Genomic DNA, 14,982 nt, shown 5'->3' with positions numbered 1-14,982 from the left:
TTGTACCTAATCATCGCACTATGTTATCGCTGATCTATCTGATAGGCTCTGTCACATTTATTGTCGGATTAAAGATGCTGAGTAATCCCGCTACAGCCAGGAAAGGCAATGCTATTGCTGCGGGAGGAATGGCGCTTGCTATACTCGGAACGATTTTCCTTTACAGGCATAACGGACAAGGATTACATAATTACGGCTGGATTATTACAGGACTTGCAGTCGGAGGGGTGATCGGTCTTGTTTCCGCAAGAAGAGTGAAAATGACCGCCATGCCTGAAATGGTCAGTCTGTTCAATGGCATGGGAGGCGCCTGTGCGGCACTGATCTCCATCGTGGAATTTGAACATATGGCGGGTACACTGGCGGATATACCGGATGTACGCGGACAGCTGGGGATCATATTCTCAGGAATGATCATCGGTGCTGTGTCATTTGCAGGTTCTGTTATTGCATGGGGGAAGCTGAACGGACGTATCAGGGATATTTCTTTCCAGGGACAGCATATTCTCAACCTGTCAGTACTGGCGGTGATCGTACTGCTGACCATATTCGTGGCCGTTACATTGCCCTCCGCCACAGTGGTATTGTTTGCAGCAGTGCTGGTACTGTCGCTGATCTACGGCGTGTTTTTCGTACTGCCTATTGGCGGAGCAGATATGCCGGTGGTGATATCCCTGTTGAATTCATTTACCGGTGTGGCAGCTGCCTGTGGTGGCTTTCTGTATAATAATCCGGTGATGCTGACCGGTGGTATCCTGGTAGGTTCGGCAGGTACTATCCTGACCATCCTGATGTGTAAAGCCATGAACCGCTCGCTGAAGAATGTGCTGATCGGCGCATTTGGCGGTACAAAAGCAGGAAGCATTACCCGCGAACAGGGCGCCTACAAGGAGATCGGACTGTCAGATACAGCCGTAGTGATGGCCTATGCGCATAAAGTGATGATCGTACCGGGGTATGGACTGGCAGTAGCACAGGCACAACATGCCTGTCATGAACTGGAAACATTGCTGGAGGCAAGGGGCGTGGAAGTAAGATATGCGATCCATCCGGTAGCAGGTCGTATGCCGGGACATATGAACGTGTTGCTGGCTGAAGCAGATGTGTCGTATGACAAACTGCTGGAGATGGAACAGGCTAACGGACAGTTTAATACAACGGATGTAGTGCTGATATTAGGGGCCAATGATGTGGTAAATCCGGCCGCAAAAAGCGACCCTTCCAGTCCGATCTATGGCATGCCGATACTGGAAGTAGAAAACGCCAGAAGCGTGATTGTCAATAAACGCAGTATGAAACCGGGATATGCCGGTATCGAGAATGACCTCTTTTTCCAACCTAAAACTTCTATGCTGTTTGGAGATGCCAAACAGGTACTACAGCAGCTGGTGGCAGAGATTGTAAACAGCCTATAAAAGGCCATCTGACTGCTATGCCCCGTTTTTTCAGTATTTTGCTGCAAAAATAAGGGGTTGGATTTCTTACCAAAAAAATTTACAGACACACTATCAGGACTGCCAGGTATGGATTTGGCAGCCTTTTTGCGTATACATGAGGCAGGCGAAAAAATCACTTCTCTCAGGATAAATCCGAACAAATTACAGGATGAACAGGCCGTACAAAAGGTACTGCAATCACTGACAGAAACAACCGTCAGCCGGGTTCCATGGTCACAGTATGGATACTATCTGCCAGTAAGACCGTCTTTTACCTTTGATCCTTTTTTCCATGCAGGCGCTTATTACGTACAGGAAGCTTCTTCCATGTTCGTAGAACAGGTAATGCGTCAGGTATGTGACCTGGAAGCACCGTTGAAAGTACTGGATCTCTGTGCAGCCCCGGGTGGTAAATCAACCCTGCTGCAATCGCTGATCAGTACCGACAGTGTGCTGGTATCCAATGAGGTGATCAAAAGCAGGGCCGCGCTTTTAGGGGATAATATCAGTAAATGGGGCGCTGCAAATGTGATCGTTACCAACAATGATCCGCGTGATTTCGGCAGACTGCCCGGATACTTTGATGTGATGGTGGTGGATGCACCCTGCTCTGGTTCAGGACTTTTCAGACGTGAGCCGGAAGCAGTAGAAGAGTGGTCCCCGGAAAATGTGATGTTGTGCAGTCAGCGTCAGCAGCGCATACTTGCGGACGTATGGAATACGTTAAAAGAGAATGGGATACTGATCTATGCCACCTGCTCTTATTCCCGTCAGGAAGACGAAGAGATCATGGAATGGATACAGGATAACTTTTCAGTAGAGAATATTGCGATACCAGTCAGTGAAGACTGGCATATTGTGAAGACCACAGCAGGACCGCAACAGGCAGAAGGATACCGTTTTTACCCTGACAAAGTAAAAGGTGAAGGCTTCTTTATCACCTGTTTCCGTAAGACTTCCGGAGATGAGTATTCCGCTAAGAAACAACGGGATAGCGTTACGCCGGTTGCTAAAAAAGATCAGGAGAAGGTCGCACAATGGTTGAAAAATACGGACAACCTCTTTATGATGGATCATCAGGGAGAGGTATTAATATTTCCGGAAAATATGGCGTCTGTTGTTTCTTTACTACAACAGCACTTATATTTGCGGAAAGCTGGCGTAAAAGCGGGCCAGCTGGCAGCGAAAGAACTGATTCCTGATCATCAGCTGGCAATGAGCAATATGACCAGGGACACAATCCCACAAGTGACGTTGACCCGTGAGCAGTCTTTACGCTATCTGAGAAAAGAAGACCCTGAGGTAACTACAGATGTGAAAGGCTGGGCACTGATGAAGTATGAAGGGATGGCGCTCGGATGGGCGAAAATATTACCTAACCGTATCAACAATTACTATCCTAAAGAACTCCGTATTCTGAAAGAAGTGTAGGCAAAAATTTTTAATTTAGTTACCTGAAAGGTATAAACAGCGTAGTAATGGTAAAAACGTTCATGACAATTGCGGGACTTGTATTATGTGTTGCCGGTGGAGTACAGGCACAGGACAGGGTCCAGGTACAGGGTACCTCTCCCGATCTGTATGTACTGCACACTGTAAAGAAAGGAGAAACCCTTTACAGTCTGGGCAGGTCCTACAGTTTGTCTCCGAAAGAGATTGCAGGCGAAAACAATATCTCAGCTGAACAGGGTTTGCAGCTTGGACAGTCTGTAAAGATCCCCTTAAACAGCACCAATTTTTCACAGAAAACAGATGCAGGTGGCACGCCTGTGTATCATAAGGTAGAAGAAAAAGAAACACTGTATCGTCTTAGTGTAAACCATAACAAAGTATCACTGGATAATATCCGTCGCTGGAATAATATGACCGGTGATGGTTTACAGAAGGATGGTTTCGTGATCGTGGGTTATCTGAAAGGAACTGGTATTCCAGCTTCTGCACCGGTAGCCAGCAATCCGTCTACCACACCTCCTCCTGCTACCCATCCGGCAAGCACGCCGCCAGCTACGACGCCAACGCCAACGCCGTCCACACCAGCGCCAACAACGCCGGTAGCGACTACGCCTGCGGCAGGTACAACGCCAGCTCCTCCGGTAACAAAACCAGATCAGCAGGCGCCACCAGAAACGCCAGCTACGACGCCAACACCAGCTCCTGCTACTAATACCGGTGCTACAAAACCAGCGCCAGCAAGCAGTGCAGGCTCTTCTTTCGAGCAACTGTATAACCAGCAGACAAGCAACGGTAAGAGCGTGACTTCTGAAAAAGGTCCTGGTGGATGGTTCAAAAGCAACGCAAGCCCTGGTAAATATTATGCATTGCACAATACAGCACCAAGAGGTACGATCATTAAAGTGACCAACCCGCTGAATGGTAAGTTCATCTACGCAAAAGTACTGGAAGCAATTCCGCAGATCAAGCAGAATGAAGGCCTGATCATTAAACTGAGTGATTCCGCACTGGAAGCACTGGGTACAAATGAGGCGAAATTCTACTGTCAGCTGAATTACGAAGAATAGTTAATTAAGAATGAAACAGACAGGTGCCTCAGAGAGAATACTCGTCTGATCACTCTCTAAGCATATAAACGATAAAGGCGTCCAGTATCCCTGGACGCCTTTATCGTTTATATGCTTCAACTAATTTAATCTCAATTTCAATCTTCGCTGCATTATAATTCCTGATTGACCAATTCCTAACTGACTTTGTATCCTCTTAAGAAAGCCTCTATATCCATCCGCTTTTTGCCTTCCATCTGTATCTCCTGTAAGGAAAGGTAGCCGTCTGGTGCTGCTATTTTCAGATAGGTCTTATTATCGCTGATCGCTTCGCCCGGAGCAACAGCAGGTTGTGCATGTTCCCTGGTAGCTTTGAATATCTTCACACTCTTTCCGGCAAGCAGGGTCCAGGCGGTAGGGTAGGGACTCATACCACGTACGAGATTGTAGATCTGCTCAACCGGCTGTTCCCATTTTATCTGACAGTCTTCTTTGAAGATCTTGGGTGCATGTTTGATCTCCTCTGCCCTGATATGTGCCTGTGGCGTACCGGTAGCTGTACCGGAGCCCAGTGCCTGCACTGTTTTTAATAGCAGTCCGGCGCCTGTAGCCATCAGGTCGTCATGGAGTTCGCCGGCAGTTTCATCATCTCTGATCACTACTGACTGACTGAACAGGATATCACCCGTGTCGATTTCATGTTGAAGTTTGAAGGTGGTCACACCAGATTCTTTCTCTCCGTTGATGATTGCCCAGTTGATAGGCGCAGCCCCCCTGTAATTAGGCAACAGCGAAGCATGTACGTTGATCGTGCCCAGAGGCGGCATATCCCATACCACTTCCGGGAGCATACGGAAGGCCACCACTACCTGCAGATCGGCCTTTAAAGCCTTTAATTCAGCCAGGAAATCCGGGTTCTTCAGTTTCTCCGGTTGCAATACCGGAATGTTCTTAGACACTGCATATTGTTTAACAGCACTTTGCTGCAATTGTAAGCCTCTTCCGGCAGGTTTATCAGGCGCTGTGATCACAGCCACCACGTTATAGCCGTTTTGCACCAGTATGTCGAGTGAAGCCACTGCGAAATCAGGGGTGCCCATAAAGATGATCCTCATATTTTGTTGGTCCTTTAACTCACTCTGCATATAATAAGTATTTCTTCCTGATGGTTTTAAATTGTGTCAGTGCAGGTTCCCAGGTATCGCGTATTTCCGCTTCACTGAGGCCCTGTTTTATTTGTCTTTGCAAGGTAGTATTACCTGCAAGTTTATTGAAAAATGGCGTAAAGAAATTTTCCTTCTCCGGGTACAGATCATATGCCTGTAATAACCATTTCAACTGAAGTTTGTTGTCCATTTCAGCCCTTACAGCTTCCGGTGTGCCGGTGAGATTATACCCGTAGCAGGTCACATTTTTCAGTGGTGGTTCCTTGGCCCCTGGTGTACTGCGGGGTGTAAATTTGTACAGGTCTTTCGGGAAAGACGGGTGACCAAATACCTGAAAAGGAAGATCGGTACCCCTGCCCAGACTCAACACCGTACCTTCAAACAGACACGTGGAAGGGTAGAGATAAATCGCTGCCATATTGGGCAGATTAGGTGATGGCTTTACAGGTAGCTGATAGAAGGTATGATCATCGTACCCCTTGCATGGAATGACGGTCAGTTTGCATTCCACGCCGTTTTTGAGCCATTTTTCTCCATTGAGCATATATGCATATTCTCCTACGGTCATACCATGTACAATGGGAATAGCTTGCATGCCTACGAAAGAGCGCAGGCTGGTATCTTCCAGTACGGGCCCGTCTACGTAATGTCCGTTAGGGTTGGGCCGGTCCAGTACAATGAGCGGTTTATTATTCTCAGCAGCAGATTCCATGAACTCCTGCAATGAGGAGATATAAGTATAAAAGCGCGTACCTACATCCTGAATGTCGAAAAGCAGTATATCAACATCCTGAAGGTCGGCGGCATCTGCCTTACGGTGCCTGCCATATAAGGATACGATGGTCAGTCCGGTGCTGGGGTCTGTACTGTTCCCCACTTTTTCACCCGCATCTGCATTACCTCTGAAGCCATGTTCAGGGCTGAATATTTTCTGTATATGCACATGCAGTTTCAGTAATGAATCAACGAGATGTGTATGGCCTATCATGGCAGTCTGATTAACCAGTAGTGCAACTCTTTTGCCTCTTAGTAGAGGCAGGTATCCTTCTGTTCTGTCAGCGCCTGTAAGGACCTGCGCCTGGGCGGCTGCCGTAAATACCAGGCAACAAAAAAGCGTAATGACGACCTTGTACATGCCGTAAAAATAGTTTAAATCAGGCAAGATATTAAGGATTGGTAGTTTAGTGGAATATTGCTAAATTGAATATCTATTCACTAATTTCTTTACCTTGCGGTAATTATCCAATAACACTTTTAATTAAATTATTATGCAAGCAGTTAAAAACGGAGATACGGTGCGTGTGCATTATCATGGCCGCCTGACCAACGGAACAACTTTTGACTCATCCGAAGGTAGGGATCCGCTTGAATTTAAGGTTGGCGCCGGTATGGTTATTAAAGGCTTCGACAATGGTGTTGTTGACATGACTATTGGTGAAAAAAGAACCTTGAATATTCCTGTTGAAGAAGCATATGGTCCTAAGAATGATGAGTTGATCATGGAGTTTCCAAAGGAAAACATTCCGGCTGATCTGAACCCACAGGTAGGTATGGATCTGCAGATGAGTAACCCACAGGGCCAGGTATTCCCTGTAAAGGTTGCTGCTATCGGCGATACTTCCATTACACTGGATGCTAACCATCCACTGGCTGGTGAAGCGCTGATCTTCGATATCGAACTGGTTGAGATCAAGTAGTCGTTCAGACAAGGGAAGTTAAATTATTAAAGCAGAAGGCTGATTATCCAACAGGGTAATCAGCCTTCTGCTTTAAATGTCATGCTGTAATATCACATTACTCATGTGTAAGTACGATCCTGGTCGGACGTTTCTGATCATCGATCGCAACGAACGTAAAAGAGCCTGAAATCGCCTTTTCCCGGTGTGTATTGTACATCTGCTCCACGAAAATATCTACCTCTACTTTCAGACTGGTAGTACCTACATGTACAACTGTTCCCACCAGTTCGATGATAGTACCATGCGGGATCGCCATTTTAAAATCTATTTTGTCACTTGACACGGTGACCATACGCATACGGCTGAAACGGGTAGCTGTAATAAATGCTGCTTCATCCATGAGCTGCATTGCTGTGCCGCCAAATAAAGTATCATAATGGTTCACTGTGTTCGGGAAGACTGCTTTGAATATCCGTGTAACGGAGTCGGCTATCTGTTTTTCGTATGCCATATTGTTGTTCAACTAATTTATCGTTTAAACCGCAGGGAGAATAATTGCAGCAGGCGTTCTTTAAAGCGGGTTTGCCTGTAACTCTTTTTCATGTCATTCAAACATCCGGCACATAAACATCCGGAGTAAGCTTCACCAATAAAGGCCCGCTCTTCTTCAGTCAGCGTTACCTGCTGGCACTGGCAGCGAAGGATAGAACCTACGCGGCACTCAAAAGCTGCATTGCAGCGTGGACAGGTAATGGTTTCATGACAAGCCATATGATAAAGTTACGAATCATAATCTAGTAAACAGGAAGAGTTTGCTAAAGTACTGGCTATGTGCATTTTGCAGATAGCACGAAAGTGCAGCAGGACGTCCTGCTGCACTTTGCCTGTTTGAATAGCGGATAAGTGGTTATCAGGGAATGGTTATGCCGTTGCCTGCACTGCTACACGCATATTGCGGGCAGCAGCCACCATGTTGCGCAATGCCTGCTCCGTTTCCGGCCATTTGCGGGTTTTAAGTCCGCAGTCCGGATTCACCCATATATTCCGTGCCGGTAACAACTGTATCGCTTTTTCCAGCAGTTCTGTCATTTCGGCTACCGTAGGTACGCGTGGTGAGTGGATATCATATACGCCTGGTCCGATCTCATATGGATAATGGAAAGTGGAGAATACTTCCAGTAATTCCATCTGTGAACGCGATGTTTCTATCGTGATCACATCTGCATCCATCGCAGCAATATTGCTGATAATATCATTGAACTCTGAATAACACATGTGCGTATGGATCTGTGTGGCATCTTCCACGCCGGAAACAGATACGCGGAAGGCTTTTACCGCCCAGTCCAGGTATGACTGCCAGTCTGCCTGACGTAACGGAAGCCCTTCTCTGATAGCAGGTTCGTCCACCTGTATTACACGGATGCCCGCCTTTTCCAGATCTACCACTTCATCTCGGATAGCCAGCGCTATCTGTAGTGTGGTTTCAGAACGAGGCTGATCATCTCTCACAAAAGACCATTGTAAAATAGTTACAGGGCCGGTCAGCATTCCTTTCATCGGTTTGTCTGTCAGTGATTGTGCATAACTGCTCCATTCAACGGTCATCGGTGTATTACGTTGCACATCGCCATATATCACGGGTGGTTTTACACACCGTGAACCATAGCTTTGTACCCAGCCGTTTTTAGTGAACACAAATCCTTCCAGTTGCTCTCCAAAGTATTCCACCATGTCATTACGTTCAAACTCACCATGTACCAATACATCTATGCGCAGACTTTCCTGCAACTGTACGGAATCCTGTATGGCTTTGCGAATGGCAGTATCGTATCCTTCTTTTGTGATATCGCCTTTTTTGAGGTCTGCACGTAGTTTTCTGATATCTTCTGTTTGCGGAAAAGAGCCGATTGTCGTTGTTGGGAACAGCGGCAATTGTAACACTTCTTCCTGTGCTTTCTGACGGGTAGTGAATACGTTTTTACGTTCTGCATCAGCAGGCGTCAGTGCCGCCAGACGGGCCTTAACAGCCGGTTTGTGGATGATAGCAGCTGTTGCTTTTTCCTGCATTGTACGCTGGTTTGCCTGCAGTAATTCATTGTTACCATTCAGAATATCTTTCAGTGCGATCACTTCATAGACCTTCTGTTTTGCAAAGGCCATCCAGTTTTTAATCTGTGGTGTAAGTACCGCTTCGTCTGTTTCCAGTTCAAGGTCATAAGGTGTATGCAACAGTGAGCAGGAAGTGCCTATCAGTACACGTTCTTCACCAAGTACTGCAACTGCTTTTTTGATCAGCAGGAGAGAGGTATCGTAATTGTTTTTCCAGATGTTACGGCCATTCACAACACCTACAGAAAGCTGTACATTTTCACGTAAGGCTGCCAGCACTGTATCCAGTTGTTCAGGTGCTCTTACCAGGTCTATATGCAATGCATCTACTGGCAGTTGTGTGGTCAGGGCTGTGTTATCCTGTAACCCGCCAAAGTAGGTGGTCAGGAGTAATTTCAGGGCAGGAACCGCTTTTCTGATCTGTGTATATGCCTGGAGGAATAGCTCCTGTTGTGCTGGTGTCAGATCCAGTACAAGGGTTGGTTCATCGATCTGTACCCAGGTAGCGCCAGCCTGGTGAAGCGACTGTAATACCTGGATGTACACAGGTAAGAGTTTATCCAGCAAAGCAGGCAGCTGTAAAGATTCCTCTTTTATCTTTCCCAGCAGCAGGAAGCTGACAGGACCTGCCAGGACAGGTTTTGTATGGATACCGATGGCTTGTGCTTCTTTGAATTCTTCCAGCGGCTTATTATACAACAGACTGAATTCCTGTGAAGCGTCAAACTCTGGTACCAGGTAGTGATAGTTGGTATCAAACCACTTGGTCATTTCCATGGCCGTTGCATCAAATCCGTTTTTCTGATAACCACGGGCCATCGCAAAGTAGAGTTCCGGACTGCTCGGTGTAACGAGACTTTCCTTTAAAGCCCTGAAGCGGGCAGGTATAGCACCGGTCATGATACACATATCGAGTATCTGATCGTAATAAGAGAAATCATTTGAAGGGATCAGGTCAATTCCTGCCTGATGTAATGTCTCCCAGTTCTGTCGGCGTAACTGTCTGGCGGTAAGCTGTAATTTTTCAAGGGAGATCTTTCCGGTCCAATAGGCTTCATTTGCCTTCTTCAATTCCCGGTTGCTACCAATACGCGGATAGCCAAGAATGTTGGTTTGCATACTTGCATGTTTTAAAGGAGTGAAATAATAGGAGACTTACTGCAGGTATGCGATGCGGAAATGAGAAGGACAGGAACAGGCGGCAATTTGCTGACGGGATGTCAACAGTATAGTACCGGCACTGATAACCTGATGGCTGCTTCATATTTCGCGAAAGCATACATCAATCTGTCTGAGGCAAGTATCCTGGCTTGTAACAGTTATGACCGTCCTTCTCGTCTGTACATCTGCAGATGTACCTGGACAATGGACATATGCCGGTCATAACCCGGGAGGTTACTTACAGTTGCGCGTCAGCCCGTGATTTACACACGGTTCCTTTTTAATTCCTTCTTTTTTACCGGAAGGACACCGCAAACAGTTTTGAGTGGCATTTAAGTTCCACAACAAATATAAGTAACCTTATTTATTTTCTGTGCAAACTTAGTGCGGTGGAACAAAATAATTGTAAATTATTTTTATTTGGTGTTTTGTTCTTTAATTTCTCTTTAGGTAGATGAATGTCCTGTTTGGAGTCTGGAACACCACTTAAACAGTGATTTTTTCTGTGGGATATAGAAAACGGACAGTACTTATTTGCCGGAATCCGAAATTCCTTACGTTTGCAATATGTTCAATAATTATAAATACACGGTAACTGAGCGCTTTATGCGCTATGTACAGATAGATACACAATCAGATCCACTCAGTAAGACCTTCCCTTCCACGGAAAAGCAAAAAGACCTTGGTCGCCTGCTGGTCAGCGAATTGCTGGCAATGGGGATCAAAGATGCTGTCATGGATGAACATGGGTATGTGTTTGCCACCATCCCTGGTAATACGGATAAACAGGTACCTGTTATCTGTTTCTGTTCTCACATGGATACCTCCAGCGATTGCAGCGGTAAAGATGTAAAACCGATCGTTCACCGCCAGTATGATGGAGGGGATATTGCTTTACCAGAAGAAGGCACTGTGATCAGGGCTGCGGAGCATCCTTACCTGGTATCCAAAAAAGGAGATGATATTATTACCGCGAGCGGAACTACGCTGTTGGGCGCCGATGATAAAGCCGGTGTAGCTGAGATTATGGATGCTGCACAATTCCTGCTGGCGCATCCTGAAATTAAGCATGGGGACATCCGTATCCTGTTCACACCGGATGAAGAGGTAGGACGTGGTGTGGAAAAACTGGATATGCAACGCCTGGGGGCGCAGTTCGGCTATACGCTGGATGGGGGTGAACGTGGTTCTCTGGAGAACGAAAGCTTTTCTGCTGATGGCGCTAAGATCGTTATAAACGGTGTCAGCGTACATCCGGGTACGGCTAAAGATAAACTGGTGAGTGCCATTAAAATAGCGAGTGAGATCGTGGATGCGCTTCCGAAAGACAGCCTGTCTCCTGAAACAACGGAAGACCGTCAGGGCTTTATTCATCCGGTAAGGATACACGGTATCGTAGAGCAGGCAGAGATCGATTTTATACTGCGTGATTTCGTAACGGCTAAACTGGATGACCATGCCGCCTTCCTGCGTAATATTATGAACACAGTGATGGCCCGTTATCCACAGGCCAGCGCAACCCTGACCGTTACACAGCAATATCGTAATATGAGAGAAGTGCTGGACCTCCATCCGGAAGTAACAGCTAATGCAGAAGAAGCCATCCGTCGTGCCGGGGTAGAACCCTTAAGACTGATCATCCGTGGTGGTACAGATGGTTCCAGGCTCTCTTTTATGGGTTTACCCTGTCCGAATATCTTCACCGGAGAGATGGCGCTGCACAGCAAAAATGAGTATGTGAGTATTCAGGATATGGAAAAAGCCGTGCAAACTATCGTCCATCTGGCTCAGGTTTGGGAAGAACGTAGCTAATTAGTTCATTGATTGGCAATATTTTGCCGGAACATACGTTAAATGTTTACCATATTATTGGTATCTTCCTCCCTTGTTGCATTTGAAATATATACTTTTGCAAGGTTAAAAATTTATTCATGCTCTTAGGACTCGTTACATTATTACAGGATTCTCTATTACAGCCAAAGGCAGACACCGTTGCCACAGCGGCTACTGCGGCAGTTGCCGATCAGCAAATCAGATTAATGGATCTGCTGGCAAAAGGTGGGGTACTGATGATACCTCTGGGTATCCTTTCCGTGATCGCTGTTTTCGCTTTCGTGGAAAGATATCTGACTATCTCCAAAGCAGGTAAGCTGGAAGATAACTTTATGCCAATGATCAGGGATCATATCTCCAATGGCAATATCTCCGCTGCCCGCTCTTTGTCAAAAAATACCAATAGTCCTATAGCACGCATGATCGACAAAGGGGTACAGCGTATAGGTAAACCGATCGAAAGTATCGAGAAATCCATGGAGAACGTAGGTAAACTGGAAATCTATAAGATGGAAAAGAACCTGGTGATCCTGTCCATCATCGCAGGTATCGCACCAATGTTCGGGTTCCTGGGTACGATCGCAGGTATGATCCAGACCTTCTTTAACATCTCCATCACCTCCGATATCACCCTGGGTACGATCGCTGGTGGTATCTACGTAAAGATGATCACTTCCGCTACAGGTCTGATCATTGGTCTGGTAGCCTATATCGGTTACAGCTTCCTGAATGCACAGATCGATAAGGTGATCAATAAAATGGAAGGCGCTTCAGCAGAGTTCATTGATATTTTGCAGGAACCAACAAGATAAATCATCGATCATCTGTAATTGTAAAATATGAACTTACGCAATAGAAGAAACAAGCGGCATGTGGAGCTGCACAACGGCGCACTGAATGATATCCTGTTCATTCTGTTGCTGTTCTTCCTGATCGTATCAACCCTGGCCAATCCGAATGTGATCAAGCTGACATTGCCGAAAGCAAAGAGCAATACGAAAGCTAAACAGACGGTGGTAGTCAGCATCAATGATAAAAGGGAATTCTTCGTAGGAACCAACAAAGTGCCTTTCGAAAGCCTGAAACAGATGCTGGTCCCTGCACTCGGACGTGAAACAGTGGATCCGACCATTGTTATCAACGCAGAGAAAACAGTGCCGGTGGAAGATGTAGTGAAAGTGATGGAAGTAGCCCGTGAAATCGGTGCAAAAGTGGTATTGGCGACTGCCAATCCACAGAGTAAAGGATAATAAACCAATGTATTATACCCGGTCCGGAATGGCTTTATGCTATTCCGGACCGCTTTTTTATACGGGTTGCAGATCGGCTGATGCAGGTTGTACGACCGGCAATACCAGACTGAAAGCAGCGCCTTTCCCATTCTCGCTGGTCGCCGCAATGGTACCATGATGGCGTTGTACGATCTTCTTACATAAGGCCAGTCCGAGACCAGTACCGTCGTATTTATCCTTTGAATTTAACCGGGTGAATGTATCGAAGATCTTTTCGCTTTGCTGCTGATCAAAGCCAATACCATTGTCCGTAATGATGATGTTATAATAAGCCTCCTTGTGTTGCAGCACCGGCGTTGCTTCGATGGTGATAACAGGCTGCTCCTCCTCAGTAGTGAATTTCAGTGAATTGTTCAGCAGGTTGTAGAATAACTGATGTATCAGTATACGATCGCCTTCTATGACCGGTAGCGGACCGGCCTTCACGACCGCATGTTTCTGCTGTATCAGGACTTCCAGGTCATTTCTGATCTCTTCTATAATGATATTCAGGTCTATCTTTTCATTGATCTTATGGGCGCCATTCTGCACGGAGTAGTTGAGTACTCCTTCTATCATAGTGGACATACGCTCCGCGGAAGACTGTATCTTATGCAGGTAGGTCTTGCCCCGCTCATTCAGTAAATGCCCTGTTTCATCCTCCAGTCTCGATGTGAATATCTTGATCTTTCTGACCGGTTCTTTCAGATCATGACTGGCTACGTGTGCAAACTGTTCCAGGGTATCATTGGAGCTCTGTAAGGCAGCATTTACGTTATTGAGCTCATTGGTGCGTTCGCTGACACGGGTCTCCAGTTGCGCCATTAATGCCTTACGTTCTGATATCTCCCTGTACCATTCTATCACGATACCGGCAGTTCTCCTTAGCAGTTCCACTGCTTCCCTGTCTTCCGGAGCAGGCGTTTGTTCTGTTCCATAATACAGTGCAAATGTAGCAAGTGGTCGTTGCTGTGAAGAAAGGATCGGTATAGACCAACAGGCACGCAGACCATGTGATAAGGCCAGCTCTTTATAATTTGCCCATAAGGGATCATTGGAGATGTCCTCTACGGTAATTTCTTCGCCTGTGAAGGCAGCGGTTCCGCAGGAGCCTACAGCCGGGCCGATCTCTACGCCATTGACTGCTTCGTTATAACTGGCTGGTAAGCTGGGCGATGCACCGTGCAACATCCGCTTGCCTTCCGGATCTATCAGCAAAATGGAGGCCATCAGAGAACCGTTGGATTGCTCTTCCACTGTTTTTACCAGCGTTTCCAGTACCTCTTTGATGGGTTTGCCGTGTACGGCCTGTTCTAATGCATATTTCTGTCCCCTGAGGATAATGTCATGTCTTTTTAAGGTCTGCTCTGACCGTTTTCTTTCCGTAACATCACGGGTAACAGCGAGTTGTGAAAATGTGCCATCTCCATTGGGCATGGGAACAGCGTGTGTCTCCATGTGACGCCTGGTACCGTTCAGGCTGATCAGATCAAATTCCCAGTTCAGGCTTTCCCCGTTGCATACCCTGTTATGGTTTTCGATCCAGCGTTCCCTGTATTCAGCGGCGATGATATCAAATACACAGCACCCTTCAACAGTTTGGGCTTCAGTGGCATCTATCATGCACAGACCAGCCTTATTCATAAACTGTACTGTCCCGTCCTGGGCGACAATTTTGATACATTCCGGGGTTGCCTCAATCACAGCCTTCAAACGGGCCTCATTCGTATCTAAAAGATGTTGTACTTCCATCGTCGGCTATTTACGGAGAATTGAACATGCATTCCTGGCCAAATTTCGGATTATTTGGAGTATATTCTTTAAAATTT

The 14,982-nt window shown here is 46.4% G+C and carries 13 protein-coding genes and 1 riboswitch; of the genes, 7 read left to right on the top strand and 6 right to left on the bottom strand.

Going from position 1 to position 14,982, the window contains the following annotated elements; all coding sequences use genetic code 11:
- Positions 1-20: 20 nt before the first annotated feature.
- Genes BMZ72_RS35395 through BMZ72_RS35385 form a run of 3 tightly spaced genes read left to right on the top strand, consistent with a single transcriptional unit; the run spans position 21 to position 3,955 of the window.
- Positions 21-1,415 carry an NAD(P)(+) transhydrogenase (Re/Si-specific) subunit beta gene (locus tag BMZ72_RS35395; protein WP_089816163.1) on the top strand — a complete coding sequence of 465 codons (1,395 nt, stop codon included), beginning with the start codon at positions 21-23 and terminating at the stop codon, positions 1,413-1,415.
- A 57-nt stretch (positions 1,416-1,472) separates the two neighbouring features.
- On the top strand, positions 1,473-2,867 hold the full coding sequence (locus BMZ72_RS35390) for a methyltransferase RsmF C-terminal domain-like protein (RefSeq protein WP_089816161.1): 1,395 nt from the start codon (positions 1,473-1,475) through the stop codon (positions 2,865-2,867).
- A 47-nt stretch (positions 2,868-2,914) separates the two neighbouring features.
- Positions 2,915-3,955 carry a LysM peptidoglycan-binding domain-containing protein gene (locus BMZ72_RS35385; RefSeq protein WP_089816159.1) on the top strand — a complete coding sequence of 347 codons (1,041 nt, stop codon included), beginning with the start codon at positions 2,915-2,917 and terminating at the stop codon, positions 3,953-3,955.
- 176 nt (positions 3,956-4,131) lie between these two features.
- Here BMZ72_RS35385 and fmt read toward each other — a convergent pair whose 3' ends face one another.
- Complete coding sequence (gene fmt / locus BMZ72_RS35380; protein WP_089816157.1) at positions 4,132-5,079, bottom strand: methionyl-tRNA formyltransferase; 948 nt, start codon at positions 5,077-5,079, stop codon at positions 4,132-4,134.
- On the bottom strand, positions 5,069-6,235 hold the full coding sequence (locus tag BMZ72_RS35375) for an exo-beta-N-acetylmuramidase NamZ family protein (protein WP_089816155.1): 1,167 nt from the start codon (positions 6,233-6,235) through the stop codon (positions 5,069-5,071). The genes fmt and BMZ72_RS35375 overlap by 11 nt, the downstream gene beginning before the upstream one ends.
- A 133-nt stretch (positions 6,236-6,368) precedes the next feature.
- On the opposite strand from BMZ72_RS35375, the gene BMZ72_RS35370 reads away from it, so the two are divergent.
- Positions 6,369-6,797: an FKBP-type peptidyl-prolyl cis-trans isomerase gene (locus BMZ72_RS35370; RefSeq protein WP_089816153.1), complete on the top strand. Its 429-nt coding sequence runs from the start codon at positions 6,369-6,371 to the stop codon at positions 6,795-6,797.
- Between the two features lie 97 nt (positions 6,798-6,894).
- On the opposite strand, the gene BMZ72_RS35365 is transcribed toward BMZ72_RS35370, so the two are convergent.
- From BMZ72_RS35365 to metE, 3 genes are all read right to left on the bottom strand, one after another.
- The gene (locus tag BMZ72_RS35365; protein ID WP_089816151.1) at positions 6,895-7,290 is read right to left on the bottom strand and encodes an acyl-CoA thioesterase; all 396 of its coding nucleotides are present in this window, start codon (positions 7,288-7,290) and stop codon (positions 6,895-6,897) included.
- A gap of 17 nt (positions 7,291-7,307) precedes the next feature.
- Positions 7,308-7,550: a cysteine-rich CWC family protein gene (locus BMZ72_RS35360; RefSeq protein ID WP_012794050.1), complete on the bottom strand. Its 243-nt coding sequence runs from the start codon at positions 7,548-7,550 to the stop codon at positions 7,308-7,310.
- Between the two features lie 150 nt (positions 7,551-7,700).
- Positions 7,701-10,007: a 5-methyltetrahydropteroyltriglutamate--homocysteine S-methyltransferase gene (gene metE, locus BMZ72_RS35355; RefSeq protein ID WP_089816149.1), complete on the bottom strand. Its 2,307-nt coding sequence runs from the start codon at positions 10,005-10,007 to the stop codon at positions 7,701-7,703.
- Positions 10,008-10,165: 158 nt separating this feature from the next.
- Positions 10,166-10,378, bottom strand: a riboswitch (cobalamin riboswitch).
- Between the two features lie 238 nt (positions 10,379-10,616).
- Between metE and pepT the strand changes: the two genes are divergently transcribed.
- From pepT to BMZ72_RS35340, 3 genes are all read left to right on the top strand, one after another.
- A complete protein-coding gene (gene pepT, locus BMZ72_RS35350; RefSeq protein WP_089816147.1) occupies positions 10,617-11,861 on the top strand; it encodes a peptidase T in 1,245 nt (414 codons plus the stop codon).
- 119 nt (positions 11,862-11,980) lie between these two features.
- Complete coding sequence (locus BMZ72_RS35345) at positions 11,981-12,694, top strand: MotA/TolQ/ExbB proton channel family protein (protein ID WP_089816146.1); 714 nt, start codon at positions 11,981-11,983, stop codon at positions 12,692-12,694.
- A 27-nt stretch (positions 12,695-12,721) separates the two neighbouring features.
- Positions 12,722-13,132 carry an ExbD/TolR family protein gene (locus tag BMZ72_RS35340; protein ID WP_089816144.1) on the top strand — a complete coding sequence of 137 codons (411 nt, stop codon included), beginning with the start codon at positions 12,722-12,724 and terminating at the stop codon, positions 13,130-13,132.
- 57 nt (positions 13,133-13,189) lie between these two features.
- On the opposite strand, the gene BMZ72_RS35335 is transcribed toward BMZ72_RS35340, so the two are convergent.
- Positions 13,190-14,905 carry a sensor histidine kinase gene (locus BMZ72_RS35335; protein WP_089816142.1) on the bottom strand — a complete coding sequence of 572 codons (1,716 nt, stop codon included), beginning with the start codon at positions 14,903-14,905 and terminating at the stop codon, positions 13,190-13,192.
- Positions 14,906-14,982: the final 77 nt, after the last annotated feature.

The organism is Chitinophaga sp. YR627, assembly GCF_900114995.1.
GTDB lineage: Bacteria > Bacteroidota > Bacteroidia > Chitinophagales > Chitinophagaceae > Chitinophaga.
Note: the sequence above shows the minus strand (reverse complement) of the source record. Positions and strands in the feature narration are given on the sequence as shown.

What these genes read in the sequence shown, in the direction of transcription:
- BMZ72_RS35340 (WP_089816144.1), top strand. Translation starts at nt 12,722, where the DNA reads ATGAACTTACGCAATAGAAGAAACAAGCGGCATGTGGAGCTGCACAAC.
- BMZ72_RS35335 (WP_089816142.1), bottom strand. Translation starts at nt 14,905, where the DNA reads ATGGAAGTACAACATCTTTTAGATACGAATGAGGCCCGTTTGAAGGCT.
- BMZ72_RS35370 (WP_089816153.1), top strand. Translation starts at nt 6,369, where the DNA reads ATGCAAGCAGTTAAAAACGGAGATACGGTGCGTGTGCATTATCATGGC.
- BMZ72_RS35345 (WP_089816146.1), top strand. Translation starts at nt 11,981, where the DNA reads ATGCTCTTAGGACTCGTTACATTATTACAGGATTCTCTATTACAGCCA.
- BMZ72_RS35395 (WP_089816163.1), top strand. Translation starts at nt 21, where the DNA reads ATGTTATCGCTGATCTATCTGATAGGCTCTGTCACATTTATTGTCGGA.
- BMZ72_RS35375 (WP_089816155.1), bottom strand. Translation starts at nt 6,235, where the DNA reads ATGTACAAGGTCGTCATTACGCTTTTTTGTTGCCTGGTATTTACGGCA.
- metE (WP_089816149.1), bottom strand. Translation starts at nt 10,007, where the DNA reads ATGCAAACCAACATTCTTGGCTATCCGCGTATTGGTAGCAACCGGGAA.
- pepT (WP_089816147.1), top strand. Translation starts at nt 10,617, where the DNA reads ATGTTCAATAATTATAAATACACGGTAACTGAGCGCTTTATGCGCTAT.
- BMZ72_RS35385 (WP_089816159.1), top strand. Translation starts at nt 2,915, where the DNA reads ATGGTAAAAACGTTCATGACAATTGCGGGACTTGTATTATGTGTTGCC.
- BMZ72_RS35365 (WP_089816151.1), bottom strand. Translation starts at nt 7,290, where the DNA reads ATGGCATACGAAAAACAGATAGCCGACTCCGTTACACGGATATTCAAA.
- BMZ72_RS35360 (WP_012794050.1), bottom strand. Translation starts at nt 7,550, where the DNA reads ATGGCTTGTCATGAAACCATTACCTGTCCACGCTGCAATGCAGCTTTT.
- fmt (WP_089816157.1), bottom strand. Translation starts at nt 5,079, where the DNA reads ATGCAGAGTGAGTTAAAGGACCAACAAAATATGAGGATCATCTTTATG.